Origin of the sequence: Pseudescherichia sp. (assembly GCF_031979925.1) — a bacterium.
Classification (GTDB): domain Bacteria; phylum Pseudomonadota; class Gammaproteobacteria; order Enterobacterales; family Enterobacteriaceae; genus Pseudescherichia.
Window position 1 is genome coordinate 12,586 of the sequence record NZ_DALZFB010000014.1, and the last position, 26,585, is coordinate 39,170.

A 26,585-nucleotide genomic window follows, 5' to 3' on the forward strand; every position below is an offset into this window, starting at 1 on the left:
GTTCTACTTATTTGCTTCAAAGCGAATTAAATTTCGTAAATTACGCACGTTTATTCGTTTGCTGAACCGATTTCGCCGCAATTGACGCACGGGGTTTTACGTGGCTTTATAAAGAACAACTGAGAAAAATGTCCGGCAGATTTCAGATACAGGACATTTAAAATTGAGATGGGGTGTCTGGGTTAACATGAACGAACAATATTCCGCTTTGCGTAGTAATGTCAGTATGCTCGGCAAGCTGCTGGGAGAGACCATCAAAGAAGCGCTGGGAGAGAACATTCTCGATCGCGTCGAAACGATCCGTAAGCTGTCTAAATCCTCACGCGCTGGCAACGAAGCTAACCGCCAGGAGCTGCTCACCACGCTGCAAAATCTGTCGAATGACGAACTGCTGCCGGTGGCTCGCGCCTTTAGCCAGTTTCTGAATCTGGCAAATACTGCCGAGCAGTACCATAGCATTTCGCCGCAGGGCGAAGCGGCCAGTAACCCGGAAGTAATTGCCCGCACCCTCAGAAAGCTGAAGGATCAGCCCGATCTCAATGAAGCCACCATTAAAAAAGCGGTAGAGTCGCTGTCGCTGGAGCTGGTGCTAACCGCGCACCCGACAGAGATCACCCGCCGAACGCTGATCCACAAGATGGTCGAGGTCAATAGCTGCCTCAAGCAGCTGGATAACAAAGAGATCGTCGATTATGAACGCAACCAGCTGATGCGCCGCCTGCGCCAGCTGATTGCCCAGTCCTGGCATACCGATGAGATCCGCAAGCATCGCCCCAGCCCGGTTGACGAAGCCAAGTGGGGCTTTGCGGTAGTGGAAAACAGCCTCTGGGAAGGCGTGCCGAACTACCTGCGCGAGCTGAATGAGCAGCTGGACGAGAACCTCGGCTATAAGCTGCCGGTGGATTTTGTCCCGGTGCGCTTTACCTCCTGGATGGGCGGTGACCGCGACGGCAACCCGAACGTCACCGCAGAGATCACCCGCCACGTGCTGCTGCTGAGCCGTTGGAAAGCCACCGATCTGTTCCTGAAAGATATTCAGGTGCTTATCTCCGAGCTGTCGATGGTGGAGTGTACCGATGAGCTGAGCGAGCTGGTTGGCGAAGCGGGCGCAAGCGAGCCGTACCGCTACCTGATGAAGGGCCTGCGCGGTCAGCTGATGGCGACCCAGACCTGGCTGGAAGCGCGCCTGAAAGGCCAGCGCCTGCCGAAACCAGCCGGCCTGATCAGCCAGAACGAGCAGCTGTGGGAGCCGCTCTACGCCTGCTATAAATCACTGCAGGCCTGCGGGATGGGCATTATCGCCAACGGCGAGCTGCTGGACACCCTGCGTCGCGTGAAGTGCTTTGGCGTGCCGCTGGTGCGTATCGACGTCCGTCAGGAGAGCACCCGCCATACCGAAGCGCTGGGCGAGCTGACCCGCTATCTTGGCATTGGCGACTACGAAAGCTGGTCTGAAGCCGACAAGCAGGCATTCCTGATCCGCGAACTGAACTCTAAGCGTCCGCTACTGCCGCGCAGCTGGGAGCCAAGCAACGAAACCCGCGAAGTGCTCAACACCTGTAAAGCGATTGTGGATGCGCCGCAAGGCTCAGTCGCCGCCTATGTCATCTCGATGGCGAAAACTCCGTCCGACGTGCTGGCCGTGCATCTGCTGCTGAAAGAGGCCGGAATTACCTTTGCTCTGCCGGTTGCGCCGCTGTTCGAAACTCTCGACGACCTGAATAACGCCAACGACGTGATGACCCAGCTGCTGAATATCGACTGGTATCGCGGCTTTATTCAGGGCAAGCAGATGGTGATGATCGGCTATTCCGACTCGGCGAAAGACGCGGGCGTGATGGCTGCCTCCTGGGCGCAGTACCAGGCGCAGGATGCGTTGATCAAGACCTGTGAAAAAGCGGGTATTGAGCTGACGCTGTTCCACGGTCGCGGCGGCTCCATCGGCCGCGGCGGCGCACCGGCCCACGCGGCGCTGCTCTCTCAGCCGCCGGGCAGCCTGAAAGGTGGCCTGCGCGTAACGGAACAGGGCGAGATGATCCGCTTCAAGTACGGTCTGCCGGAAATCACCGTCAGCAGCCTGTCGCTCTACACCAGCGCCATTCTGGAAGCCAACCTGCTGCCGCCGCCGGAGCCAAAAGAGGAGTGGCGTCACATCATGGCCGAGCTGTCGGATATCTCCTGTGAGATGTATCGCGGCTACGTACGTGAAAATGAAGATTTCGTTCCCTACTTCCGTTCCGCCACGCCGGAGCAGGAGCTGGGCAAGCTGCCGCTCGGCTCGCGTCCGGCGAAGCGCCGTGCCACCGGCGGCGTTGAATCTTTACGCGCTATTCCGTGGATCTTCGCCTGGACGCAGAATCGCCTGATGCTGCCAGCCTGGCTAGGTGCGGGTGCGGCGCTGCAAAAGGTGATGAAAGAGGGTAAACAGAGCGATCTGGAGACCATGTGTCGCGACTGGCCGTTCTTCTCCACGCGTTTGGGGATGCTGGAGATGGTCTTTGCCAAAGCCGACCTCTGGCTGGCCGACTACTACGACCGCCGCCTGGTTAAACCGGAGCTATGGCCGCTGGGTAGCGAGCTGCGCCAGCTGCTGGAAGAGGACATCAAGGCGGTGCTGGCCATCGCCAACGACTCGCATCTGATGGCCGATCTGCCGTGGATTGCCGAGTCGATCCAGCTGCGTAACATCTACACCGATCCGCTCAACGTGCTACAGGCCGAGCTGCTGCACCGCTCGCGCCAGGCAGAAGAGGAAGGCAAAGAGCCGGATCCGCGCGTAGAGCAGGCGCTGATGGTGACCATCGCCGGCGTTGCGGCCGGTATGCGTAACACCGGTTAACGCCTGCCCTCTCCGCTTCCCCTGCAATCGAGTGGGGGAGGCGGCTATTTTGTTATCCCCGTCACGTTAAGGTTAACTTAAGCAACGCTACTTAATCTCTGCGCGCTACCCCAGCGACTTTGATAAGGCACGTTCTGTTATGCTCTCCACATCCTCTCCGGCGAAGGCCTCTTTTAGCTGGACGGCCCTGCTTTGGGCCTTGCTTTACGTCTGTTACTTCTCTTCCGTCCTGCAGGTAGCCATTATTATCACTGGTTATAGCGGCACCACTGGCCTGCGTGACTCCCTGCTCTTTAGCTCCCTATGGCTTATTCCGCTGCTGCTCTTTCCGCGGCAGATCCGCATAACGGCGGCCGTCATCGGCGTGCTCCTGTGGCTTCCTTCGCTTGCTGCGCTGGGCTATTACGTTATTTACGGCCAGGAGTTCTCTCAGAGCGTTCTGTACGTCATGTTTGAGTCCAACGCCAGCGAGGCCAGCGAGTTCCTGAGCCAGTACTTTAGCCTGAAGCTGGTGCTGGTGGCGCTGGGCTATACGGCGGTGGCTATCTTCCTGTGGACACGCCTGCGCCCGGTCACGGTTCCAACGCCATGGCGCTGGCTGGTCTGCATTGCCATCCTCTATGGGCTGATCGTTAATCCGATCGCGCATAAGGTGCTGGTTCAGAAGAAGAGCGTCAAACGCGCGTTGATCAGCCTCTCGGGCCGTCTTGAGCCTGCCGCCCCGTGGCAGTTTGTCTCGGGCTACGTTGAATATCGCCACCAGCTGGCGAGCCTGACCAGGCTGTTAAGCAGCAACAGCGCCCTGCCGCCGCTGGCGAACCTGCAGGACAGCTCCGGCAGTGCGCCGCGTACGCTGGTGCTGGTGATTGGCGAGTCAACGCAACGTAACCACATGAGCCTCTACGGCTACCCGCGTGAGACCACGCCGGAGCTGGACAAGATGCATAAAACCGACAAAAACCTGACGGTCTTTAACCACGTGGTGACGTCGCGCCCCTACACCATTGAAATTTTGCAGCAGGCGCTGACCTTTGCCGACGAGAAAAACCCGGATCTCTACCTGACCAAACCATCGCTGATGAACATGATGAAGCAGGCCGGGTACAAGACGTTCTGGATCACCAACCAGCAGACCATGACCGAACGTAACACCATGCTGACGATGTTCTCACAGCAGACGGACAAGCAGTTCTATATGAACCAGCAGCGCACCCAGAGCGCGCGCGAGTACGACACCAACGTGCTGGATCCGTTTAAGAAGGTACTGGCCGATCCTGCACCGAAGAAGTTCATCATCGTGCATCTGCTGGGTACGCATATCAAATACGCGTACCGCTATCCGGAACAGTGGAACACTTTTGATGGCAAAACCGAGGGTGCACCGGCAGGCCTAAGCCCGGAGCAGCTGGCATCGTATAACGACTACGACAACGCTAACCGCTTCAATGACCACGTGCTGGCCAGCCTGATCGACGACTACAAAGCCACCGATCCCAACGGCTTCCTGCTCTACTTCTCCGATCATGGGGAAGAGGTCTACGACACGCCACCGCATAACATTCAGGGGCGTAATGAAGAGGCCCCGACGCGGCATATGTACACTATCCCGTTTATTCTGTGGACATCACCGTCCTGGCAGGAGGCGCACCCGCGCGACCTGGCCGCCGACGTTGACCGTAAGTACAGCAGCTCGCAGCTGATCCACACCTGGTCCGATCTGGCAGGGCTGCGCTACGACGGCTTTGACCCCACCCGGTCGATCGCCAGCCCGCAGTTTGTACAGGCCACCCGCTGGATTGGTAATCCGTATAAGAAAAACGCCCTGCACGACTATGATGCTCTGCCATTAGACGTACAGCAGAGTAATTAAAAAGGCACACAACCAGTGGTTGAATCGAGCTGTATTGTACAATACACTGGATACTGTAATGAGTGACGCATGGAAAATCGCCGATGCCATGCAGACCGCCGAAAGGCGGACCGATGAGGAGAACGCTGGACAAGGGATTTATTCGCATTGAGTTGCGGAGAGTCGTCCAGGGTGGCGTACCTCCATTTATTACATGCTATTTTTTCTTAATAGCTTTGATCTTGGCCTCGGTTGCATGATACGCAGTTACCGGGGCCAAATCATTTTCAGAAACCTGCAGAATCGCCATTCCGTAGTACGCCTGCCCCTTAATGCTCGACAGCCTTTTGGAAGCGTTTAACATCACGCTCTGCATGTTTCGGTCTTTGTTGAGAGCGATCTCGCTGCACGTGCAAAAAGATGCGCTAATTAACTCTGCCACCTGTACCCAGTTCAGCCCATCTCCAGCGCGCGACGTTAGGATGTGCTGGATGTGACGAGGGTAGATCGTGATACCCTGGCATGTCTGGTGCGGCCATCCATTTACCTTGCAGATAACATTAAGTTGATTAAATTGCTTTCTTGTCAGCAGATAGGTAAATAGCGGACGATCCCATTCCTCCTGAACGATTTTTTTACCAGCACTAGCGATGCGGTAGATCTGCTGAGTATAAAATCCGATCGCATCCTGCAAGGCGTCTTCTCCCTTCGCCATAGATCTCTCCATCGAAAATGATGCTTGTATTTTAAGAGTCTAAGGCGTCTTTCTTTTAGATTTAGCGCAATAAGGTGAGGGGAAGGCATTCATTGAGGAGTAATTCTTTGTAGGCCCGTGCCAGCGTAGCGCCGCCGGGCAAAAAAATCCCCGCTTTTGCGGGGATTTTCATATCTAGCGTTTAGCGCAGATCGAAGCGGTCGAGATTCATCACCTTCACCCATGCGGCGACAAAATCCTTCACGAACTTCTCATGGCCGTCGTTGCTGGCATACACTTCCGCTAGCGCCCGCAGAATGGAGTTAGAACCAAACACCAGGTCGGCACGCGTGGCAGTATGTTTCACCTCGCCGCTCAGGCGATCGCGCCCCTCAAACAACTCAGAGCTATCATCGGTCGCCTGCCACTCGGTACGCATATCCAGCAGATTAATAAAGAAGTCATTGCTGAGGACGCCCACGCGCTGGGTAAAGACGCCGTGCTGGCTGCCGTCGAAGTTAGCCCCCAGCACGCGCAGGCCGCCCACCAGCGCCGTCAACTCCGGCGCGGTCAGCGTCAGCTGCTGCGCTTTATCAATCAGCAGCGACTCCGTGGTCGAGGTGTCGAGCGCCGTGCGGTAGTTACGGAAACCGTCGGCAATCGGGTTCATCAGCTCGAACATGTCGATATCGGTCTGATCCTGACGTGCATCCACGCGGCCCGGTGAGAACGGCACGTCAATGGCAACGCCCGCCTCCTTCACCGCCAGCTCAACGCCGACCACCCCGGCCAGAACGATAATATCCGCCAGCGACGCCTTGTTTGCCGTGCGCTGAATGGCCTCCAGTACCGGCAGGACACGGGCTGCCGTCGCGTTGACTTCCCACTCACGCTGTGGAGCCAGCGCCAGACGTGCGCCATTCGCACCGCCGCGCTTATCGCCACCGCGGAAAGTAGAGGCTGAAGCCCAGGCAACCGACACCAGCTCGCTTACGGAGAGTCCGGAGGCGGCAATTTCAGCCTTCAGGCTGGTAATATCTTCCTGTGAAGGGTTAAAAATCGCCTGCGGCAGCGGGTCCTGCCAGATCAAATCTTCTTTTGGCACTTCCGGGCCGATGTAGCGCGCTTTTGGTCCCATATCACGGTGCGTCAGCTTGAACCAGGCCCGGGCAAAGGCTTCATTGAAAGCTTGCGGATCGTTCAGGAAACGGCGGGAGATCTTCTCGAACTCCGGATCGAAACGCAGCGTCAAATCGGTTACCAGCATGGTTGGCTTACGCTTTTTCGCCGGGTCGAAGGGATCGGGAATAATTTCCGGGGCATCCACTGCTTCGAACTGGATCGCCCCTGCCGGGCTACGGGTCTGTACCCATTCGTACTTGAACAGGTTCTCAAAGAAGTAGTTGCTCCACTGGGTCGGCGTCTGTGACCAGACGACTTCCAGCCCGGAGGTGATGGCATCCGCCCCGCTGCCGCTGCCGTAGCTGCTGCTCCAGCCCAGGCCCTGCGCTTCAATAGGCGCAGCCTCGGGGTCGACGTCGACGTGCGTAGCCGCCGCCGCGCCGTGGGTTTTACCCAGCGTGTGGCCGCCTGCGATTAGCGCTACGGTCTCTTCGTCGTTCATCCCCATATTGCCGAAGGTGGCACGAATAGCGGCAGCGGCAGAGATCGGCTCGCCGCTATGGTCCGGACCTTCCGGGTTAACGTAGATCAGACCCATCTCGGTTGCGCCCAGCGGCGCTTTTGCCAGCGCTTCAGGGTGGCGATGCTTCAGCCAGGTTTTTTCGTCGCCCCAGTTAACGTCCAGATCCGGCTCCCAGACGTCTTCACGCCCGGCACCGAAACCAAAGGTGCGGAAACCGGAGTTTTCTAATGCTACGTTACCGGCGAGGATAAAGAGGTCGGCCCAGGAAATTTTCTGACCATACTTCTGCTTAATCGGCCACAGCAGGCGACGGGCCTTGTCCAGGCTAACGTTATCTGGCCAGGAGTTGAGGGGGGCAAAACGCTGCTGGCCCCGGCCTGCGCCGCCGCGACCGTCGATAGAGCGGTAGGTCCCCGCGCTGTGCCATGCCATACGAATAAACAGGCCAACGTAGCTACCCCAATCCGCAGGCCACCACGGCTGTGAATCGGTTAGCAGCGCTTTGAGATCGCCTTTTAGCGCGGAGTAGTCGAGTTTGCTGAACTCGTTGCGGTAGTCAAAGTCTTCGCCCAGCGGATTAGAGCGGTTTGAGTGCTGACTCAGAAGGTCAACGCGGAGCTGTTTCGGCCACCAGTCGCGGCTGGTTGTCCCCGCCCCGGCGCTGCGATCGGCGCCGCCCTGATGAAACGGACATTTGCCTGTGGAAAGTGTGTTATGGATATCGTCTGATGCGCTCATCTATCTGCTCCCAATATGGTGTTACCGTTACGATATACACCACTCTTAATAAGAGATAGTTGAATTCATCCACAGATTTAATAGTTAAATCCGTCTGTTTTTATTAGTAATTAAGTGGCAGGTATGGGTGCTGACAATGGTATTCATCACCCGAATCAATTGGACAATAAAAAACCGCCGAAGCGGTTTTTACAGCGCTGGCCGTACCCCCAGCGTATGGCAGATAGCGTAGCTCATTTCAGCGCGGTTCAGGGTATAGAAGTGGAAGTCCTTCACCCCTTCGCGGCTGAGGATCTTCACCATGTCCATGGCGATGCTTGCCCCTACCAGCTTGCGGGTTTCGGCATCGTCATCGAGGCCGTTAAACATCTGCGCCATCCAGGAAGGGATACGCACGTTAGTCATGTCGGCAAACTTCTTCGCCTGCTTGAAGTTAGAGACCGGCAGAATGCCTGGAATGATCTCGACATCAATGCCGGTTGCCGCGCAGCGGTCGCGAAAGCGCAGATAGCTCTCAACGTCGAAGAAAAACTGGGTGATCGCTCGGTTAGCACCCGCGTCAATTTTACGTTTCAGGTTGAGCAGATCCGCCTGGGCGCTTTTTGCCTCCGGATGCACTTCAGGATAGGCGGCCACAGAGATATCAAAATCGGCGACCTCTTTAAGCAGGGCAACCAGATCGGCAGCGTACATATCCGGTTTGCCACCGTTTGGCGGCAGATCGCCGCGCAGGGCCACAATATGGCGGATACCGTTGTTCCAGTAGTCCTGGGCGATGGCGCGCAGTTCGTCTCGCGTCGCGTCGATACAGGTCAGGTGTGGCGCAGCCTCAAGCCCGGTGCGATCTTTGATGCCTTTAATGATGCTGTGCGTGCGGTCGCGCTCGCCGGAGTTTGCACCGTAGGTCACCGAGACAAACTTCGGCTTCAGGCTGCTTAAGCGATCGATGGAGTGCCAGAGGGTCTGTTCCATTTCACTGGTGCGCGGCGGGAAAAACTCAAAGGATACGTTAATCTGCCCCTGCACTTCTGCCAGGCTCTGATTCAGGGCTTCCCGCTGGTTGGCGTGAAAAAAGCTCATACCTTACCTCATCAATCGCGTGTCTTGGTTGTTGTCGTGTGAACTTCTATACGTTTAGACGTCCAGATGCCAAAATGACGGAAAAGCAGAGTAACGTCAACAGAAATATCGCGGTTATTGGTGAGGAATATTCAGGGAAGATGAAAAAAGCGCATGTCAGGCAGAAAGCCCCTCTCCTGGCAGAGAGGGGTTAATCATAAACTACAGCAGCTGCGCCAGACGGTTGATGTCCGACTGAATAGCGCCTGCGGTGACGTCGCGACCCGCGCCCGGCCCACGGATCACCAGCGGGTTGTCGCGGTACCAGCGGCTCTCAATGGCAAAGACGTTGTCGCACGGCAGCAGGGCCGCCAGCGGATGCTCGGGACGCACCGCCTCTACGCCGACGCGCGCTTTCCCGTTGGCGTCAAAGCGCGCCACGTAGCGCAGCACCAGGCCCATCTCCCGCGCCGCCTCCAGACGCTGCACCATCTGCTCGTTCAGCACGTCACCGTTTTCAAAGAAGTGATCCACTGACCCCTCTTCGCATCCGGCGGGAACCAGAGATTCAACGCGCACCTGATCCGGCTCAATGTCATACCCCGCCTCACGGGCGAGGATCACCAGCTTGCGCATCACGTCCTTGCCAGCGAGATCGACACGCGGATCCGGCTCGGTCAGCCCCTGCTGCCAGGCCTGATCGACCAGGTCAGTGAAGGGTACGGTGCCGTCAAACTGCAGAAACAGCCAGGAGAGCGTGCCGGAAAAGATGCCGCTGAGAGAGAGAATCGAGTCACCGCTGTCGATCAGATCGCGCACGGTGTGGTTCACCGGCAGGCCCGCGCCCACGGTGGCGTTATAGAGCCAGCGACGGCCCGTTTTCTCGAAGGCATCGTGGATCTGGCGATACTTGTCGCTGGTGCTCGCTCCGGCCAGCTTGTTAGCGCTGATAACGTGGAAACCGTGGCTGGCAAAGTCGAGGTACTGATCGGCCAGCTGCTCGCTGGCGGTGACGTCCAGCACCACCAGATCGTCATAGGGGTGCGCCCGCATCCACAGGAAGAGAGAGTCATCCTCGTGCGCCACCGCCTCGTCATTAAAGAAGGCCAGCGCACGGCTGGCGTCCAGCCCTTCATAGCTCAGCAGGCTGCGGCGGCTGTCCACTACCCCGGCCAACACAAACTCAAAACCGGTGCGGGCGGAAAGCGCGCTCTGCTCACGAGCAAACAGCTCCAGCCAGCGTGAACCGATATTGCCCTTGCCGAACAGCACCAGGCCAATGCGTTTCTCGGCGCGGAACAGCGACTGGTGCAGGCCCTGAATCAGGCTTTCGGTGGGGCCCACGCGCAGCACCGCCACCAGGCTGATGCTGTCGTCAGACTGCCAGATAAACTCTACCGGCTGACCCTTCAGCTGCTGCCAGAAGCGGTGGCTGTGCAGCGGATTACGGCATACCCCCGCGCCAACCAGCGCCACCAGCGCTAATCCCTGGCGCAAGCGCAGCTCGCCCGGCAGCCCGGCTTCGTCGAGCAGCTTAAGGGCGCTATCAACCACTTCCGAGGTGTAGCAGAGCTGGAGCAGGTTGCGGTCGGTATGCACGCCTACCGCTAACGGACGTAGCTGGGCGCGCTTCAGGATCAGGTCGATCTCCTTATGCGCCAGCTTAAAGTCCTGGCTCGGCGGCACCTGAAACTCAATCAGGCAGACGTCATCATGGCTGGTAACGATGCGTGCGCCCGTCCCGGAAGCCAGCACGCGCTCAATGCGGGTAGAGCCTTGTTCCGGGTTGTAACTACAGCGCAGCTGAAGATCGATATCGCTGCCGGAGACCGGCTGGAGCGTGCGGGCATGGAGTACCGGTGCCGCCAGGCGGGCCAGCTCGCTGGCCTCATCCAGACGCAGCAGCGGCAGCAGGCAGGCATCTTTTACCTTACGCGGATCGGCGCTGTAGACCCCGGCCACGTCGCTCCAGATAGTCACGCGGGAGACGCCGCCCAGGGCGCCAATCTGCGTCGCCGAGTAGTCGGAGCCGTTACGGCCCAGCAGCACGGTTTCGCCCGCATCGTTGCGGCAGATAAAGCCGGTCACCACCAGCCGTTTGCCAGGGTGCTGCACCATCAGCTGTTGCAGCAGCGGATAAGAGAGGCCTTCGTTCACCTGCGGCTGGGCGGAGCGCTCGGCGCGCAGAAACTCTCGCGCATCCAGCCAGGCGGCATTCAGCCCTTGCAGATTAAGCACGGCGGACATCAGGCGTGCGGACCAGATCTCGCCGTGCCCCACTACCTCGGCATAGACCGCATCGGTAATACCGCCGTCAAGCAGGCCTGCAAGACGCTCCAAATCGTGGATAAACTCGCTTATCAGCCCATCCGCCTGCTCCGGCGGCAGCAGGCCACCGATCAGCTCGGACTGGTAGCGGCGCAGCGCCTGTTGAACCTGATGCGCAGAGAGCCTGTCGGTCTGGCTGAGCTTCAGCCAGCTGATCAACTGGTTGGTGGTGCTGCCGGCGGCCGAGACCACCATCATATCGCCAGGCTGCGAATACTCCGCCATGATACCGGCGACACGCAGGTAACACTTCACATCCGCCAGACTACTACCACCAAACTTATGCAGTTGACGACCCTTCGCCCCTGCCTGCGCAATCACACTCATGTTTACCCCTTGGCTGCGATCCGGAATGCATTTTCCAGATCGGCAATTAAATCTTCACCATCTTCAATACCGGTCGAGATGCGTAGCAGCGTCTCTGAGATGCCAGCAGCGGCGCGCGCTTCGGCGGCCATGCCCGCGTGCGTCATGGTGGCCGCGTGAGAGATCAGGCTCTCAACCCCGCCCAGCGACTCCGCCAGCGTAAACAGCGACAGACCGCTTAAAAAACGACGCAGCGTCTGCTCATCGCCGTCCAGCTCGAAGCTCAGCATCGCGCCGAAGCCTTTCTGCTGGCGAGCAGCAATCTCATGGCCCTGATTCTCCGGCAGCGACGGGTGATAGAGCTTCTTCACCAGCGGCTGCGTCTTCAGGAACTCAACGATCGCCTGGGCGTTACGCTGGGCCACTTCCATGCGCGGCGACAGCGTGCGCAGACCGCGCAGCAACAGGTAGCTATCAAACGCGCTACCGGTTACGCCAATATTATTCGCCCACCATGCCAGTTCGGTGACGGTGGCTTCCTCTTTGGCAATCACCACGCCGGCGACAACGTCGGAGTGACCGTTGAGGTACTTGGTGCAGGAGTGCAGCACCAGATCCGCTCCCAGCGCCAGCGGGTTTTGCAGCGCCGGGCTGAGGAAGGTGTTATCCACCACGCTCACCGCGCCCGCTTCACGAGCCAGCTGACAGATTTTCGCAATATCCACGACGCGCAACAATGGATTACTTGGACTTTCGATCAGCACCAGCTTCGGTTGCTCAGCCAGCGCCGCCTTCAGGGCCTGCTCATCATTCTGATCGACAAAGAGAACGCGGTAGCAGCCGCGCTTCGCCAGGCTGTCAAACAGACGGTAGCTACCACCGTAGCAGTCGTGCGGGGCGACCAGCAGATCGCCAGGCTTCAGGTAGACCGTAGTCACCAAGTGGATAGCGGACATGCCGGTATTAGTCAGCACCGCACCCGCACCGCCTTCCAGCTCTGCCAGTGCACGCTGGACAACATCGCGCGTCGGGTTGCCGCGGCGGGAGTAGTCATGAGCGCGCGGCTCGTTGAAATCAGTGAAATTATAGGTGCTGGAGAGATGAATCGGCGGGACAACGCAGCCGTACTGCTCGTCATCATTCAATCCGCTACGCACTGCAATGGTGGCCTGTTTACGCGTCATGTGAAGGCTTCCTGGCTTAATGGATGAAAAATCAGGCCACAGAATAGCATTGTGACAATAGACGTCAATACATCTGGACATCTAAACTTCTTTGCGTATAGATTGAGCAAACCGGGAATAGCCGTTAAAATTATCTGCATTAGCGCACATCTACGGAGCCAATACTCCGTGTCACGGTGGCGTCTCTACGGTAAACTACGCGAGATTACGGCCCAGTCCCTGCGTTTAGTCGGGTTTTGGCCATTTATTAATGAGAAAGAGGATTAAGGTATCTCATGGCTGAATGGAGCGGCGAATATATCAGCCCCTACGCTGAGCACGGTAAGAAGAGTGAGCAAGTAAAAAAAATTACGGTTTCCATTCCTCTGAAGGTGTTAAAGATCCTCACCGATGAACGCACCCGTCGTCAGGTCAATAACCTGCGTCACGCCACGAACAGCGAGCTGCTGTGCGAAGCGTTCCTGCATGCGTTCACCGGCCAGCCTTTGCCAAATGATGAAGACCTGCGCAAAGAGCGCAGCGACGAAATCCCTGAAGAGGCAAAGGTTATCATGCGCGAGCTGGGCATCGACCCGGACACATGGGAATACTAATAGCATGATACGCCGGGTGGCGGCTGCCGCCTTACCCGGCCTACAAAATCACACTCTCTCGTAAGCCCGGCAAGTGGAATGCCGCCGGGCTTATGTCGGCTGCAACAACACGTTGATTAAGGTATCAATATCCGCCAGCGCCTGCTGACGACTACGCTCATTGGGTTCAAGTGAGACCATATCGGCATAGCCGTTAATGGCTCCGCTAAGCAGTCGGGTAACCTGCGCGACATCTTTGCAATGAAAAACACCCGCCTCGTCTCCCCGTGTAATCACCTGTTCGATCAGGCCATTCCACTCCACCGTGACTCTCTGCGCCAGCGCCTTGTACGCCTCGTCGCGGGCAGCAATTTGCCAGGCATCGGCGTAGATCAGCCAGTCCGGATCGACATCATCTGGTAAAACCCACTCGGTGAGCCGTTTCAAAGCAGCTTCCGGTTGCATTGCAGCAAGCTCCGCTTCCACCTCCTGTAGATCCTGGCGCATATAGTGCTCCAGCGCGGCCAGACACAGCGCCTGCCAGTTAGGGAAGTAGTGATAGATATGGCTGCGTGAGATCCCCAGCGCTTCGGTCAGATCCCGGGTTGATGTTTGCAGTAATCCTTTGCTACGAAAGAGCGCGATAGCCGTAGAGAGAATTGCCTCACGCCGCTGTTCAGATGGTTGTCGGGTCATACTCACCTTGTTGACTTTGAGCGACTGCTCAAGTAAATTTATCGCAAATAGAGCGATCGCTCTATTTCCTATATTATCCGAGAAACACCATGCTGCAAACATCATCCTCAACAGCCTGGGGCACCCTGCGCCAGCTCACCGTTCTCCATGCGAAAAAGTTGATCTGGACCTTTTCCCTTGTGCTTGCCGAGAACATCTTACTCATCACCTATCCGCTGTTTGCTGGCTTTGCCATCAACGCCATGATGGCGGGCAACCTGCATAAGGCGCTGGTCTATGCCCTGATCGTGCTTGCCATGTGGGCGGTAGGCGCGGCCCGGCGCAGCGTCGATACGCGCACCTTCTCGCGCATCTACGCCCAGCTTGCCGTGCCGGTCATACTGCATCAGCGCAGTAGTCAACAGGCACACTCCACCGTAGCGGCCCGCGTGACGCTTTCCCGCGAGTTTGTGGATTTCTTTGAGACCCATATGCCGGTGCTGGTGACCTCGTCGATCTCTATCGTCGGTGCGGCGCTGATGCTGTTTGCTTTGGAGCCAGTGGTGGGCGCTGGCGCACTGCTGATGGTGGCGCTGTTTGCTGCGCTGCTTCCCCGCTACGTAAAAGTGAACGATGCACTCTGGTTCCGACTCAATAACCGTCTGGAAAAAGAGGTGGGGTTTGTCGGGGTGGCGAAGGAGCAAACGCTAACGCGCCACTACCTGCTGATGGCCCGGCTACGCATTCGTCTTTCCGACCGGGAAGCGTGGGGCTACCTTGCTATCGGTATCGGCAGCGCGGTGCTGTTTGGCATGGCGATTACGATGCTAACCCATAGACAGCATCTAGAAGCGGGCCACATCTACTCGGTAATGACCTACCTGTGGATGTTCGTGATGAGCCTGGACGATGCGCCGCAGCTGCTTGAGAAGTACTCGAAGCTTAGCGATATTGGGAAGCGGGTTAACACGGGGCTGGTTTGATCCATTGGCAGAATAGCCAGAATTCAGGCACAAAAAAACCGCCCGGAGGCGGTTTTTTCTAAGCAGCGAAATATTACTTGCTGCCTGGGATGCTGAAGCGCTTGTTGAAGCGGTCAACACGGCCACCGGTAGCAACATCACGCTGCTTGCCAGTGTAGAACGGGTGGCATTTGGCGCACACGTCCAGGTTCAGATCGTGACCCACAGTAGAGCGGGTTTTGATCACATTACCGCAAGAGCAGTTTGCAGTAATTTCAACGTAATTCGGGTGAATACCTTTTTTCATGGAAGAAACCTCAGTTAAGGCCGCGTCGCTCTTCCAGCCCTAACGCCGGACACCACGCGAGATGATTGATTAAGCTTTGGCGGCGGAATGCAACACCAAAGGCGGCGAATCATACAGAAATTAACCGCCCTATGCAAACAGATCCGCATCTGCTCTCTCACAATGTGTATACTATCCCGCCAGTTTCAAGTGCATGGATAAAAAAATGCCCGTTGCTCACGTTGCCCTGCCCGTTCCGCTGCCCCGCACCTTTGACTATCTGCTGCCCGCCGATCTGTCTGCCCGTGTGGGCTGCCGCGTGCGCGTGCCGTTCGGCAAGCAGCAGCGGGTGGGGATCGTGGTCTCGGTAAGCGACAGCAGCGAACTGCCGCTGGCCGAGTTGAAGAGCGTGGCGGAGGTGCTGGACGATGAGCCGGTGTTCTCACCCTCGGTCTGGCGACTGCTGCTGTGGGCGGCGGAGTATTATCATCATCCGCTGGGTGATGTACTGTTCCACGCCCTGCCCGTGCTCCTGCGCCAGGGGAAGCCCGCCAGCGCCGCGCCGCTCTGGTACTGGTTCGCTACTGAACAGGGCCAGGCGGTGGATATCAATAGCCTGAAGCGTTCGCCAAAGCAGCAGCAGGCGCTCTCCGCCCTGCGCCAGGGGAAGATCTGGCGGCATCAGGTGGCCGAGCTCGAATTTAACGACGCGGCGCTACAGGCGCTGCGCAGTAAAGGGCTGTGCGAGCTGAGCAGCGAAGCGCCCGTCCCCCGCGACTGGCGCGAAGGCTATGCCGTGAGCGGTGAGCGCCTGCGGCTCAACACCGAGCAGGCAACCGCCGTGGGGGCGATCCACAGCGAGGCCAACACCTTCTCCGCCTGGCTGCTGGCGGGCGTGACCGGCTCCGGAAAGACCGAGGTCTACCTGAGCGTGCTGGAGAACGTTCTTGCCCAGGGCAAGCAGGCGCTGGTGATGGTGCCGGAGATCGGCCTGACGCCGCAAACCATCGCCCGCTTCCGGGAGCGGTTTAACGCCCCGGTAGAGGTATTACACTCGGGACTGAACGACAGCGAGCGCCTGAGCAGCTGGCTAAAAGCCAGGAACGGCGAGGCGGCGATTGTGATCGGTACCCGCTCATCGCTGTTCACGCCGTTTAAAAATCTTGGCGTCATCGTGATCGATGAGGAGCATGACAGCTCCTACAAACAGCAAGAAGGCTGGCGCTACCACGCCCGCGATCTGGCGGTCTACCGCGCCCACAGCGAGCAGATCCCGATTATCCTCGGCTCGGCCACGCCCGCGCTGGAGACGCTGCACAACGTGCGGCAGAAGAAGTACCGCCTGCTGCGTCTCACCCGCCGGGCAGGCAACGCCCGACCGGCTAACCAGCACGTGCTCGATCTCAAGGGCCAGCAGCTGCAGGCGGGCCTCTCCCCGGCATTAATCAGCCGGATGCGCCAGCACCTGCAGGCCAATAACCAGGTGATCCTGTTTCTCAACCGTCGCGGCTTTGCCCCGGCGCTGCTCTGCCACGACTGCGGCTGGATAGCCGAGTGCCCGCGCTGCGATCACTACTATACCCTGCATCAGGCCCAGCACCAGCTGCGCTGCCATCACTGCGACAGCCAGCGCCCGGTGCCGCGCCAGTGTCCCGCCTGCGGATCCACGCATATGGTCCCGGTGGGACTGGGCACGGAGCAGCTTGAGCAGGCCTTGACGCCGCTCTTCCCGAACGTGGCGATTTCGCGCATCGATCGCGATACCACCAGCCGCAAAGGGGCGCTGGAGCAGCATCTGGCGGAGGTGCATCGCGGCGGCGCAAGGATTCTGATCGGCACCCAAATGCTGGCGAAGGGACACCACTTCCCGGACGTCACTCTGGTAGCGCTGCTCGACGTTGACGGGGCGCTGTTCTCAGCCGACTTCCGCGCTGCCGAGCGTTTCGCCCAGCTCTATACCCAGGTCTCTGGCCGTGCCGGGCGCGCGGGCAAGCAGGGGGAGGTGATCTTACAGACCCACCACCCTGAGCACCCGCTCCTGCAAACGCTGCTCTATAAAGGCTACGACGCTTTTGCCGAAGAGGCGCTGGCAGAGCGGCAGACGCTCCAGCTGCCGCCGTGGACCAGCCACGTCATCATCCGCGCGGAAGATCATAACAACCAGCAGGCCCCGCTCTTTTTGCAGCAGCTGCGCAATCTGCTGCAGGCCAGCCCGCTGGTGGATAGCCACCTCTGGCTGCTCGGCCCGGTGCCCGCTCTCGCCCCGAAGCGCGGCGGCCGCTACCGCTGGCAGCTGCTGCTTCAGCACCCCTCGCGTATTCGCCTGCAGCATATCGTCAGCGGCGCGCTGGCGCTGATTAATACCCTGCCGGAGGCGCGCAAGGTGAAGTGGGTGCTGGACGTGGATCCCATTGAGGGTTAGCGAGGCCAGGGATGCGAGTGGGATCGAAAAATTCAGCCTTCATCACAATTTTCCTGAAAATACTGTAACCGTACTGATAAACGATCTGCTAAAAATGTGGGTAATGTCGCACATAAGGGATGCGCCTGCGCTTATGCCAGGCATGCGAGGAGAAAAGGTGAAGGTTAAGAAAGAGGTTGCTGCGGCGACCATGAAAGATGTTGCCCAGAAAGCGAAGGTTTCAACGGCAACCGTGTCCCGGGCGTTGATGAACCCGGATAAAGTCTCCCAGGCGACCCGTAACCGCGTTGAGCAGGCGGCGCTGGAGGTAGGCTATTTGCCACAGGCGATGGGGCGCAACATTAAGCGCAACGAGTCGCGCACGCTGCTGGTCATCGTGCCGGACATCTGCGATCCCTTTTTCAGCGAAATCATTCGCGGTATTGAAGTGACGGCGGCCGAGCAGGGTTATCTGGTTCTGATTGGCGACTGCGCCCATCAGAATCAGCAGGAGAAGACGTTCATCGATCTGATCATCACCAAGCAGATTGACGGTATGCTGCTGCTCGGGTCGCGTCTGCCGTTCGACGCCAGTATTGAGGAGCAGCGTAACCTGCCGCCGATGGTGATGGCCAATGAGTTCGCGCCGGAGCTGGAGCTGCCTACGGTTCATATTGATAACCTGACGGCATCATTTAACGCCGTTAACTACCTGCTGGAGCAGGGGCATCAGCGGATTGGCTGCATCGCCGGGCCGGAGGAGATGCCGCTGTGTCACTACCGTCTGCAGGGTTACGTCCAGGCGCTGCGCCGCTCCGGTATTACCGTCGATCCGCACTATATCGCCCGGGGCAACTTCACCTATGAGGCGGGAAGCAGCGCCATGGAGCAGCTGCTGGCGCTGCCGAAGCCGCCTACGGCGGTATTCTGCCACAGCGATGTGATGGCGCTCGGTGCGCTCTCCTGCGCGAAACGGCAGGGTCTGAAAATTCCTCAGGATCTGTCTATCATTGGTTTCGATAATATTTCGCTCTCTCAATTCTGTGATCCGCCGTTGACGACGGTCGCCCAGCCGCGCTTTGAGATTGGCCGCGAGGCGATGCTATTGCTTCTGGATCAGCTACATGGCCAGACAGTGAGCAGCGGATCGCGCCTGCTGGAGTGCGAATTAATCGTCCGAGGGTCGACACAGGCGCTTACGTAACTGCGTCGGCTTTCAGACTTCCGTGTCTGGTCAAAGTCCCGTCGCTTAAGTAACATGACGGACCAATAAACGAATGAATACAGCGAAACGATAGTGGCACAACGAGATTATGTACGCCGCAGCCAGTCGGCTCCTTCGCGGCGAAAAACGAGCACCTCAAGGAAGAAGCAACGTAATACGCCTGTTGTCTCGCCTGCTATGGTGGCGATTGCAGCCGCTGTGCTGGTCGCCTTTCTCGGTGGCCTGTACTTTATTACCCATCATAAAAAAGAGGAGTCCGAGACCCTGCAAAGCCAGAAGGTCCCGGGCAACGGCCTACCGCCGAAGCCGGAAGAGCGCTGGCGCTATATCAAAGAGCTGGAAAGCCGTCAGCCAGGCGTGCGTGCGCCAACCGAACCCTCTGCGGGCGGCGAGGTGATGAACCCGGATCAGCTGACTAACGAGCAGCGTCAGCTGTTAGAGCAGATGCAGGCCGATATGCGCCAGCAGCCGACCCAGCTCAACGAGGTGCCCTGGAACGAGCAGACGCCGGCCCAGCGCCAGCAGACTCTGCAACGCCAGCGCCAGGTGCAGCAGCTCCAACAGCAGCAAACTCAGCAGCAGCAAACCCAGCCGCGTCTGACAGAGCAGCCGCAGACCCGCACGGTGCAGAGCGCGCAGGCACCGCGCCAGACGCAGCAGCAGAAACCCGCAGCAAACAACCAGCCGTATCAGGATCTGCTGCAAACCCCGGCGCATACCGCCGCTGCCGCACCGAAAACGCAGCAGGCTGCGCCGGTCACGCGCGAGCCGGAAGCGGCGAAGCCTGCCGCTGAGAAGAAAGATGAGCGTCGCTGGATGGTGCAGTGCGGTTCGTTTAAAGGCGCAGAGCAGGCGGAGACCGTTCGTGCCCAGCTGGCGTTTGAAGGCTTTGACTCGCGGATCACCACCAACAATGGCTGGAATCGCGTGGTGATTGGTCCGGTCAAAGGCAAAGATAACGTCGATGGCACCATCAATCGCCTGAAGCTGGCCGGCCACGCAAACTGCATTCGTCTCGCCTCCGGGGGTTGAAACCCCCAAAATCCCCCCCATCTATAATTGCATTCTGCCCCGTACACCGTGCGGGGCGACTCATCTGATTGCAACAAAGGGGTCTGCTCGTGACAACAATTGTAAGTGTTCGCCGTAACGGTCAGGTAGTGATTGCCGGTGATGGCCAGGCCACGCTGGGCAATACCGTAATGAAAGGCAACGTGAAAAAAGTACGCCGTCTGTACAACGATAAAGTTATCGCGGGTTTTGCAGGCGGTACCGCAGACGCCTTCACGCTGTTTGAACTGTTTGAGCGCAAGCTGGAGATGCACCAGGGCCACCTGGTGAAAGCCGCCGTTGAGCTGGCAAAAGACTGGCGTACCGATCGCATGCTGCGCAGGCTCGAAGCGCTGCTGGCAGTAGCGGATGAAAACGCCTCGCTGATCATCACCGGTAACGGTGACGTCGTGCAGCCAGAAAACGATCTGATTGCTATCGGCTCCGGCGGCCCTTATGCCCAGGCCGCCGCACGCGCACTGTTAGAAAACACCGACATGAACGCGCGCGACATTGCGGTGAAGGCGTTGGATATTGCAGGTGATATCTGCATTTATACCAACCACAACCACACCATCGAAGAATTAAACTCTAAAGCGTAAGGATCTCCCATGTCTGAAATGACCCCACGCGAAATCGTCAGCGAACTGAACAAACACATTATCGGTCAGGACAATGCCAAGCGCTCTGTCGCCATTGCCCTGCGTAACCGCTGGCGTCGTATGCAGCTCGACGAAGAGCTGCGCCACGAAGTCACACCGAAAAACATTCTGATGATCGGCCCAACCGGCGTCGGTAAAACTGAAATTGCCCGCCGTCTCGCCAAGCTGGCCAACGCGCCTTTCATCAAGGTAGAAGCGACCAAGTTCACCGAAGTCGGCTACGTTGGTAAAGAAGTTGACTCGATTATCCGCGATCTGACCGATGCCGCCGTGAAAATGGTGCGTATGCAGTCGATCGAGAAGAACCGCTACCGGGCGGAAGAGATGGCGGAAGAGCGTATTCTCGACGTGCTAATCCCGCCGGCGAAGGATAACTGGGGCCAGTCTGAACAGTCTCAGGAGCCATCTGCTGCCCGCCAGGCGTTCCGCAAGAAACTGCGTGAAGGCCAGCTGGATGACAAAGAGGTAGAGATTAACCTCGCCGCTGCGCCGATGGGCGTCGAGATCATGGCACCTCCGGGTATGGAAGAGATGACCAGCCAGCTGCAGTCGATGTTCCAGAACCTGGGCGGCCAGAAGCAGAAGCCGCGTAAGCTGAAGATCAAAGACGCCATGAAGCTGCTGATTGAAGAGGAAGCGGCCAAGCTGGTGAATCCGGAAGAGCTGAAGCAGGACGCTATCGACGCCGTTGAACAGCACGGGATCGTGTTTATCGATGAGATCGATAAAATCTGTAAGCGCGGCGAATCCTCCGGTCCGGACGTTTCCCGTGAAGGCGTACAGCGCGACCTGCTGCCGCTGGTTGAGGGCTGCACCGTATCCACCAAGCACGGTATGGTGAAAACCGACCACATCCTGTTTATCGCTTCCGGTGCGTTCCAGGTGGCGAAGCCGTCGGATCTGATCCCTGAGCTGCAGGGCCGTCTGCCGATCCGCGTTGAGCTGCAGGCGCTGACCACCGAGGACTTTGAGCGCATCCTGACTGAGCCAAACGCCTCCGTGACCGTGCAGTACAAGGCGCTGATGGCTACCGAAGGCGTCAACATCGACTTTACCGATGACGGTATCAAACGCATTGCTCAGGCCGCATGGCAGGTAAACGAGACCACTGAAAACATCGGTGCCCGTCGTCTGCACACCGTTCTGGAGCGTCTGATGGAGGATATCTCCTATGACGCCAGCGATCTGAACGGCGAATCGGTGACAATCGATGCCGCTTATGTGAGCAAGCACCTGGATGAGCTGGTAGCAGATGAAGACCTGAGCCGTTTTATTCTATAATCGCGCTCAGCACGTTTTCATTACTGTTGATGGGGCTATATAGCCCCATTTTTATTGGCAGAATCCTATGACTGAACATACCCTGACGCGTACCCAGGCCTGGCTGGAAAGCCTGCGTCCGAAGACCCTTCCCCTTGCGTTTGCCGCGATTGTGGTCGGCACCGCCCTCGCCTGGTGGCAAGGCCACTTTGACCTGCGGGTGGCCGTGCTGGCGCTCGTTACCGCCGGACTCCTGCAGATCCTCTCTAATCTGGCTAACGACTACGGTGACGCGGTCAAAGGCAGCGACAAGCCCGATCGTATCGGGCCGCTGCGGGGAATGCAGAAAGGGGCGATCAGCCAGAGGCAGATGAAACGCGCCCTGATGGTTACCGTCGCGCTCAGCTGCCTCTCTGGTCTGGCGCTGGTGCTGGTTGCGTATCAGACGGTAGCGGATTTTATCGGCTTCCTGGTGCTGGGCGGGCTGTCGATCGTCGCCGCCATCACCTACACCATTGGCCGCCGCCCGTATGGCTATCTCGGCCTTGGGGATATCTCGGTGCTGCTCTTTTTTGGCTGGCTCAGCGTGATGGGCAGCGGCTACTTACAGGCGCATACTCTGATCCCGGCGATGTTCTTACCGGCCACCGCCTGCGGTCTGCTGGCGACGGCGGTGCTCAACGTCAACAACCTGCGGGATATCGACAGCGATCGCGCCAACGGTAAAAACACGCTGGTGGTGCGTCTGGGGCCTGTGAATGCTCGCCGCTATCACGCCTGTCTGCTGCTCGGCGCACTACTCTGCCTGGGACTGTTTAACCTGCTCTACCTGCACAGCCCGTGGGGCTGGCTGTTCATTCTGGCTGCGCCGTTGCTGGTGCGCCAGGCACGCTATGTGCTGCGGGAGCAAGACCCTGCCGCGATGCCGCCGATGCTCGAACGCACTGTCAAAGGTGCGCTGCTGACTAACCTGCTGTTTGTGGTCGGGATTGTGCTCAGCAAGACGCTGCTTTAGCTGACAAATATCAATTAACAATTGATGATTTTGCCAACAATGCATTATGCGCGATATACTGTGAGTTCTCGCAGCAACTAAACGTAAATCCTATGAAATACGATACTTCCGAGCTTTGTGACATCTACCAGGAAGATGTCAACGTCGTGGAACCGCTGTTCTCCAACTTTGGTGGGCGGTCGTCGTTTGGCGGACAAATCATTACGGTGAAATGTTTCGAGGATAACGGGTTGCTTTACGATCTGCTCGAACAGAATGGCCGTGGTCGCGTTCTGCTGATTGACGGCGGCGGTTCCGTTCGTCGCGCACTGATCGATGCTGAACTGGCACGCCTTGCCGCCCAGAACGAATGGGAAGGCATTGTGGTTTACGGCGCGGTGCGTCAGGTGGACGATCTTGAAGAGCTGGACATCGGTATCCAGGCAATTGCCGCGATCCCGGTGGGGGCAGCAGGGGAAGGCATTGGGGAAAGCGATATCCGCGTTAACTTTGGCGGCGTCACCTTCTTCTCCGGCGACCACCTCTATGCCGATAACACCGGCATTATCCTCTCCGAAGATCCGCTCGACATCGAGTAATAAAAAGCCGGGTGGCGCTTCGCTTACCCGGCCTACTTACCGCTTAACACTGCTGATTACGCGAAAGATTTCGTGTTGTAGCAAGGCGGCAAACGAAGGCATCCCCAGGAGCGTAGTAAACTACGTGACTGGGGTGGCAGAGTGCAGCCAACACCGCTACGGCACGAAAGATAAAGCGTAATTAGACTTCTTCCATGCGACCGAGCAGTGCTTGTAAGCGATCCTGCCAGCCGTTCTGCTGTTCGCGCAGCTGATGATTTTCACGCTCCAGCTCTTCGCGGTGGTGGTGCGCATTCTGCACTTCCTGCGACAGGCCGTTGTTTTTCTCTTTCAGCTCTTCGATTTCCATCTGCAGTAACGTGATGGTGTCAATCGCCTGCTGTACTTTTGCTTCCAGTTTCTCAAACACTTCTAATGACATGGTCATACCTCTCCTGAATTGCAAGGCGACGCTTTAATATAAACGCGCACAACATAGCCCCGATTGTATGAAGCCCCGCCGCCCCTGTCCAGCGCCAGGGCACGTAGTTTGCGGTTTGCAACACTTTTCATCCTTCGCCTGGTTTACACCCTTCTGCAGCGTATGATTTGTTAATCGATTCGTTAATGAAATGATTCAGCCTCAAATTATCCACTGGAAAAAATATGTGCTCTATAGCGCGAAAACGCTCATTTTATTGACACAGCACACACATTTTAAGTTCGATATTTCTCGTTTTTGCTCGTTAACGATAAATTAACACTGTGTCTACAGACATCATGGTTGTCTCTGCTCGCCATGCTAACAATAACCATTACACACACTTTAGGATCCGATTATGAGTCAAACATCGACCTTAAAAGGCCAGTGCATCGCCGAGTTCCTCGGTACCGGGTTGTTGATTTTCTTCGGGGTTGGCTGTGTTGCGGCGCTGAAGGTGGCAGGTGCCTCCTTCGGCCAGTGGGAGATCAGTATTATCTGGGGTCTGGGCGTGGCGATGGCCATCTACCTGACCGCCGGGGTCTCTGGTGCGCATCTCAACCCGGCGGTGACCATTGCCCTGTGGCTGTTCGCCTGCTTCGACGGGCGCAAAGTCGCGCCGTTTATCGCCTCGCAGTTTGCCGGCGCGTTTTGTGCCGCCGCGCTGGTCTACGGCCTCTACTACAACCTGTTTTATGATTTTGAACAGACGCACCAGATGGTACGCGGCAGCGTCGAAAGCCTGGATCTCGCCGGGATATTTTCAACCTATCCCAATCCGCACATCAATTTTGTGCAGGCCTTCGCGGTTGAAATGGTGATTACCGCTATCCTGATGGGCGTAATCATGGCGCTCGGCGATGACGGCAACGGTATTCCACGCGGCCCGCTGGCTCCGCTGCTGATTGGCCTGCTGATTGCGGTAATTGGTGCCTCTATGGGGCCGCTGACCGGCTTTGCGATGAACCCAGCGCGTGATATCGGGCCAAAAGCCTTCGCCTGGCTTGCCGGCTGGGGCAACGTCGCCTTTACCGGCGGCAAAGATATTCCCTACTTCCTGGTGCCGCTGTTCGGACCGGTAGCAGGTGCAGCGCTCGGCGCATTTGGTTATCGTAAGCTGATCGGCCGCCACCTGCCCTGTGATATCCGCGAGGAAGAAGTGAAAGAGCCAGCTGCCACTGCCGCACAACACAAAGCGTCGCTGTAATGTGACTACGGGAAAAAATGATGACTGAGAAAAAATATATCGTTGCGCTGGACCAGGGTACGACCAGCTCTCGCGCCGTGGTAATGGATCACGACGCCAATATCATCAGCGTTTCACAGCGCGAATTCGAACAAATCTATCCTAAGCCAGGCTGGGTCGAGCACGATCCGATGGAGATCTGGGCCAGCCAAAGCTCAACGCTGGTTGAAGTGCTGGCGAAAGCCGACATTAGCTCCGATCAGATTGCCGCCATCGGCATCACCAACCAGCGTGAAACCGTGGTGATCTGGGATAAAGAGACCGGCAAACCCATTCACAACGCCATCGTCTGGCAGTGCCGTCGTACCGCCGATATCTGTGAGCACCTGAAGCGCGACGGCCTTGAAGATTACATTCGTGCTACCACGGGTCTGGTGATCGATCCCTACTTCTCTGGCACCAAGGTGAAGTGGATCCTCGACCACGTTGACGGCTCCCGTGAGCGCGCTAAGCGCGGCGAGCTGCTGTTCGGCACCGTCGACAGCTGGCTGATCTGGAAGATGACCCAGGGACGCGTTCACGTTACCGACTACACCAACGCCTCCCGTACCATGCTGTTTAACATCCACACCCTCGAGTGGGATGAGAAGATGCTGGAGGTGCTGGATATTCCGCGCGCCATGCTGCCCGAGGTGCGTAAATCCTCTGAGGTCTACGGCCAGACCAACATTGGCGGCAAGGGCGGCACGCGTATTCCTATCGCCGGGATCGCCGGTGACCAGCAGGCGGCGCTCTTCGGCCAGCTCTGCGTCAAACAGGGGATGGCGAAAAATACCTACGGTACCGGCTGCTTTATGCTGATGAACACCGGCGAGAAAGCGGTGGCCTCCGAGCACGGTCTGCTGACCACCATCGCCTGCGGCCCGCGTGGCGAGGTGAACTACGCCCTGGAGGGCGCGGTATTTATGGCGGGGGCATCCATTCAGTGGCTGCGCGACGAGATGAAGCTGATCAGCGACTCGTTCGACTCCGAATACTTTGCCACCAAGGTGAAAGATACCAACGGCGTGTATGTGGTACCGGCCTTTACCGGTCTCGGTGCGCCCTACTGGGATCCCTACGCCCGCGGCGCAATCTTCGGCCTGACCCGTGGCGTCAACTCAAACCACATCATCCGCGCGACGCTGGAATCTATCGCCTATCAGACCCGCGATGTGCTGGAGGCCATGCAGGCCGACTCCGGTATTCGTCTGCACGCCCTGCGCGTGGACGGTGGCGCGGTAGCCAACAACTTCCTGATGCAGTTCCAGTCGGATATTCTCGGCACCCGCGTTGAGCGTCCGGAAGTGCGCGAAGTCACGGCCCTGGGCGCAGCCTATCTGGCGGGCCTGGCGGTTGGTTTCTGGCAGAACCTCGACGAACTTCAGGAGAAAGCGGTTATCGAGCGTGAGTTCCGTCCGGGCATCGAAACTACCGAGCGTAACTACCGCTATAGCGGCTGGAAAAAAGCCGTGAAACGCGCCATGGCGTGGGAAGAACACGACGAGTAATCTCTCCCTTAGTCCCCTCTCCGCCTGGCGAGGGGACGTTGCTCCCCCCTCTCTGTGTTAA

21 protein-coding genes are annotated in these 26,585 nt (G+C 58.0%); 13 read left to right on the top strand and 8 right to left on the bottom strand.

What is annotated here, in order from left to right; genetic code table 11:
* Positions 1-187: 187 nt before the first annotated feature.
* Positions 188-2,839: a phosphoenolpyruvate carboxylase gene (gene ppc / locus RTM13_RS18215; protein WP_312213919.1), complete on the top strand. Its 2,652-nt coding sequence runs from the start codon at positions 188-190 to the stop codon at positions 2,837-2,839.
* 139 nt (positions 2,840-2,978) lie between these two features.
* Entirely contained in the window at positions 2,979-4,709 is a 1,731-nt protein-coding gene (locus RTM13_RS18220) for a phosphoethanolamine transferase CptA (protein WP_312213921.1), read from the top strand.
* 196 nt (positions 4,710-4,905) lie between these two features.
* Here the strand turns inward: RTM13_RS18220 and RTM13_RS18225 are convergent, their stop codons facing one another.
* The 5 genes from RTM13_RS18225 to metB all read right to left on the bottom strand — a co-directional run bounded on the left by RTM13_RS18225 (position 4,906) and on the right by metB (position 12,642).
* Complete coding sequence (locus RTM13_RS18225; RefSeq protein WP_312213923.1) at positions 4,906-5,403, bottom strand: hypothetical protein; 498 nt, start codon at positions 5,401-5,403, stop codon at positions 4,906-4,908.
* A gap of 181 nt (positions 5,404-5,584) precedes the next feature.
* Complete coding sequence (katG, locus tag RTM13_RS18230; RefSeq protein WP_312213925.1) at positions 5,585-7,765, bottom strand: catalase/peroxidase HPI; 2,181 nt, start codon at positions 7,763-7,765, stop codon at positions 5,585-5,587.
* Positions 7,766-7,954: 189 nt separating this feature from the next.
* Entirely contained in the window at positions 7,955-8,845 is an 891-nt protein-coding gene (gene metF, locus RTM13_RS18235) for a methylenetetrahydrofolate reductase (RefSeq protein WP_312213927.1), read from the bottom strand.
* A 201-nt stretch (positions 8,846-9,046) separates the two neighbouring features.
* The gene (locus RTM13_RS18240; RefSeq protein ID WP_312213929.1) at positions 9,047-11,479 is read right to left on the bottom strand and encodes a bifunctional aspartate kinase/homoserine dehydrogenase II; all 2,433 of its coding nucleotides are present in this window, start codon (positions 11,477-11,479) and stop codon (positions 9,047-9,049) included.
* Between the two features lie 2 nt (positions 11,480-11,481).
* Positions 11,482-12,642, bottom strand: coding sequence for a cystathionine gamma-synthase (metB, locus tag RTM13_RS18245; protein ID WP_042394627.1), 1,161 nt, complete (start codon positions 12,640-12,642; stop codon positions 11,482-11,484).
* A gap of 275 nt (positions 12,643-12,917) precedes the next feature.
* On the opposite strand from metB, the gene metJ reads away from it, so the two are divergent.
* Positions 12,918-13,235, top strand: a complete 318-nt coding sequence (gene metJ, locus RTM13_RS18250; RefSeq protein ID WP_007369220.1) for a met regulon transcriptional regulator MetJ — start codon at positions 12,918-12,920, stop codon at positions 13,233-13,235.
* A 90-nt stretch (positions 13,236-13,325) separates the two neighbouring features.
* On the opposite strand, the gene RTM13_RS18255 is transcribed toward metJ, so the two are convergent.
* A complete protein-coding gene (locus tag RTM13_RS18255) occupies positions 13,326-13,910 on the bottom strand; it encodes a TetR/AcrR family transcriptional regulator (RefSeq protein WP_312213932.1) in 585 nt (194 codons plus the stop codon).
* Positions 13,911-13,999: 89 nt separating this feature from the next.
* Between RTM13_RS18255 and RTM13_RS18260 the strand changes: the two genes are divergently transcribed.
* On the top strand, positions 14,000-14,872 hold the full coding sequence (locus RTM13_RS18260) for an ABC transporter six-transmembrane domain-containing protein (RefSeq protein WP_312213934.1): 873 nt from the start codon (positions 14,000-14,002) through the stop codon (positions 14,870-14,872).
* A 73-nt stretch (positions 14,873-14,945) separates the two neighbouring features.
* Here the strand turns inward: RTM13_RS18260 and rpmE are convergent, their stop codons facing one another.
* Positions 14,946-15,158: a 50S ribosomal protein L31 gene (gene rpmE, locus RTM13_RS18265; RefSeq protein WP_103821663.1), complete on the bottom strand. Its 213-nt coding sequence runs from the start codon at positions 15,156-15,158 to the stop codon at positions 14,946-14,948.
* Positions 15,159-15,363: 205 nt separating this feature from the next.
* On the opposite strand from rpmE, the gene priA reads away from it, so the two are divergent.
* The 7 genes from priA to rraA all read left to right on the top strand — a co-directional run bounded on the left by priA (position 15,364) and on the right by rraA (position 23,328).
* Entirely contained in the window at positions 15,364-17,559 is a 2,196-nt protein-coding gene (gene priA / locus RTM13_RS18270) for a primosomal protein N' (RefSeq protein WP_312213937.1), read from the top strand.
* 157 nt (positions 17,560-17,716) lie between these two features.
* Positions 17,717-18,742, top strand: a complete 1,026-nt coding sequence (gene cytR, locus RTM13_RS18275; RefSeq protein WP_312213939.1) for a DNA-binding transcriptional regulator CytR — start codon at positions 17,717-17,719, stop codon at positions 18,740-18,742.
* Between the two features lie 93 nt (positions 18,743-18,835).
* Positions 18,836-19,795 (top strand): cell division protein FtsN, encoded by a 960-nt coding sequence (gene ftsN / locus RTM13_RS18280; RefSeq protein ID WP_312213940.1) that lies wholly within the window; start codon positions 18,836-18,838, stop codon positions 19,793-19,795.
* Between the two features lie 89 nt (positions 19,796-19,884).
* Positions 19,885-20,415: an ATP-dependent protease subunit HslV gene (gene hslV, locus RTM13_RS18285; protein ID WP_312213941.1), complete on the top strand. Its 531-nt coding sequence runs from the start codon at positions 19,885-19,887 to the stop codon at positions 20,413-20,415.
* Between the two features lie 9 nt (positions 20,416-20,424).
* Positions 20,425-21,756, top strand: coding sequence for an HslU--HslV peptidase ATPase subunit (gene hslU / locus RTM13_RS18290; RefSeq protein ID WP_312213942.1), 1,332 nt, complete (start codon positions 20,425-20,427; stop codon positions 21,754-21,756).
* A 67-nt stretch (positions 21,757-21,823) separates the two neighbouring features.
* Positions 21,824-22,750 (top strand): 1,4-dihydroxy-2-naphthoate polyprenyltransferase, encoded by a 927-nt coding sequence (gene menA / locus RTM13_RS18295; protein ID WP_312213944.1) that lies wholly within the window; start codon positions 21,824-21,826, stop codon positions 22,748-22,750.
* A 92-nt stretch (positions 22,751-22,842) separates the two neighbouring features.
* Positions 22,843-23,328, top strand: coding sequence for a ribonuclease E activity regulator RraA (gene rraA / locus RTM13_RS18300; protein WP_312213946.1), 486 nt, complete (start codon positions 22,843-22,845; stop codon positions 23,326-23,328).
* A 181-nt stretch (positions 23,329-23,509) separates the two neighbouring features.
* On the opposite strand, the gene zapB is transcribed toward rraA, so the two are convergent.
* Positions 23,510-23,755, bottom strand: coding sequence for a septal ring assembly protein ZapB (gene zapB / locus RTM13_RS18305; protein ID WP_103821672.1), 246 nt, complete (start codon positions 23,753-23,755; stop codon positions 23,510-23,512).
* Between the two features lie 391 nt (positions 23,756-24,146).
* Here zapB and RTM13_RS18310 point away from each other — a divergent pair, with 391 nt between their 5' ends.
* Together RTM13_RS18310 and glpK are read left to right on the top strand one after the other, a co-directional pair.
* Positions 24,147-24,995: an MIP/aquaporin family protein gene (locus RTM13_RS18310; protein WP_312213948.1), complete on the top strand. Its 849-nt coding sequence runs from the start codon at positions 24,147-24,149 to the stop codon at positions 24,993-24,995.
* Positions 24,996-25,015: 20 nt separating this feature from the next.
* Positions 25,016-26,524 (top strand): glycerol kinase GlpK, encoded by a 1,509-nt coding sequence (gene glpK / locus RTM13_RS18315; RefSeq protein WP_312214030.1) that lies wholly within the window; start codon positions 25,016-25,018, stop codon positions 26,522-26,524.
* Positions 26,525-26,585: the final 61 nt, after the last annotated feature.

Bases quoted from the DNA above. Each gene is read 5' to 3' on its own strand.
- RTM13_RS18220 (WP_312213921.1), top strand. From the start codon at position 2,979: ATGCTCTCCACATCCTCTCCGGCGAAGGCCTCTTTTAGCTGGACGGCC.
- RTM13_RS18240 (WP_312213929.1), bottom strand. From the start codon at position 11,479: ATGAGTGTGATTGCGCAGGCAGGGGCGAAGGGTCGTCAACTGCATAAG.
- rpmE (WP_103821663.1), bottom strand. From the start codon at position 15,158: ATGAAAAAAGGTATTCACCCGAATTACGTTGAAATTACTGCAAACTGC.
- metF (WP_312213927.1), bottom strand. From the start codon at position 8,845: ATGAGCTTTTTTCACGCCAACCAGCGGGAAGCCCTGAATCAGAGCCTG.
- ppc (WP_312213919.1), top strand. From the start codon at position 188: ATGAACGAACAATATTCCGCTTTGCGTAGTAATGTCAGTATGCTCGGC.
- zapB (WP_103821672.1), bottom strand. From the start codon at position 23,755: ATGACCATGTCATTAGAAGTGTTTGAGAAACTGGAAGCAAAAGTACAG.
- RTM13_RS18255 (WP_312213932.1), bottom strand. From the start codon at position 13,910: ATGACCCGACAACCATCTGAACAGCGGCGTGAGGCAATTCTCTCTACG.
- katG (WP_312213925.1), bottom strand. From the start codon at position 7,765: ATGAGCGCATCAGACGATATCCATAACACACTTTCCACAGGCAAATGT.
- glpK (WP_312214030.1), top strand. From the start codon at position 25,016: ATGACTGAGAAAAAATATATCGTTGCGCTGGACCAGGGTACGACCAGC.
- priA (WP_312213937.1), top strand. From the start codon at position 15,364: ATGCCCGTTGCTCACGTTGCCCTGCCCGTTCCGCTGCCCCGCACCTTT.
- RTM13_RS18260 (WP_312213934.1), top strand. From the start codon at position 14,000: ATGCTGCAAACATCATCCTCAACAGCCTGGGGCACCCTGCGCCAGCTC.
- rraA (WP_312213946.1), top strand. From the start codon at position 22,843: ATGAAATACGATACTTCCGAGCTTTGTGACATCTACCAGGAAGATGTC.
- hslU (WP_312213942.1), top strand. From the start codon at position 20,425: ATGTCTGAAATGACCCCACGCGAAATCGTCAGCGAACTGAACAAACAC.
- menA (WP_312213944.1), top strand. From the start codon at position 21,824: ATGACTGAACATACCCTGACGCGTACCCAGGCCTGGCTGGAAAGCCTG.
- metJ (WP_007369220.1), top strand. From the start codon at position 12,918: ATGGCTGAATGGAGCGGCGAATATATCAGCCCCTACGCTGAGCACGGT.
- RTM13_RS18310 (WP_312213948.1), top strand. From the start codon at position 24,147: ATGAGTCAAACATCGACCTTAAAAGGCCAGTGCATCGCCGAGTTCCTC.
- metB (WP_042394627.1), bottom strand. From the start codon at position 12,642: ATGACGCGTAAACAGGCCACCATTGCAGTGCGTAGCGGATTGAATGAT.
- RTM13_RS18225 (WP_312213923.1), bottom strand. From the start codon at position 5,403: ATGGCGAAGGGAGAAGACGCCTTGCAGGATGCGATCGGATTTTATACT.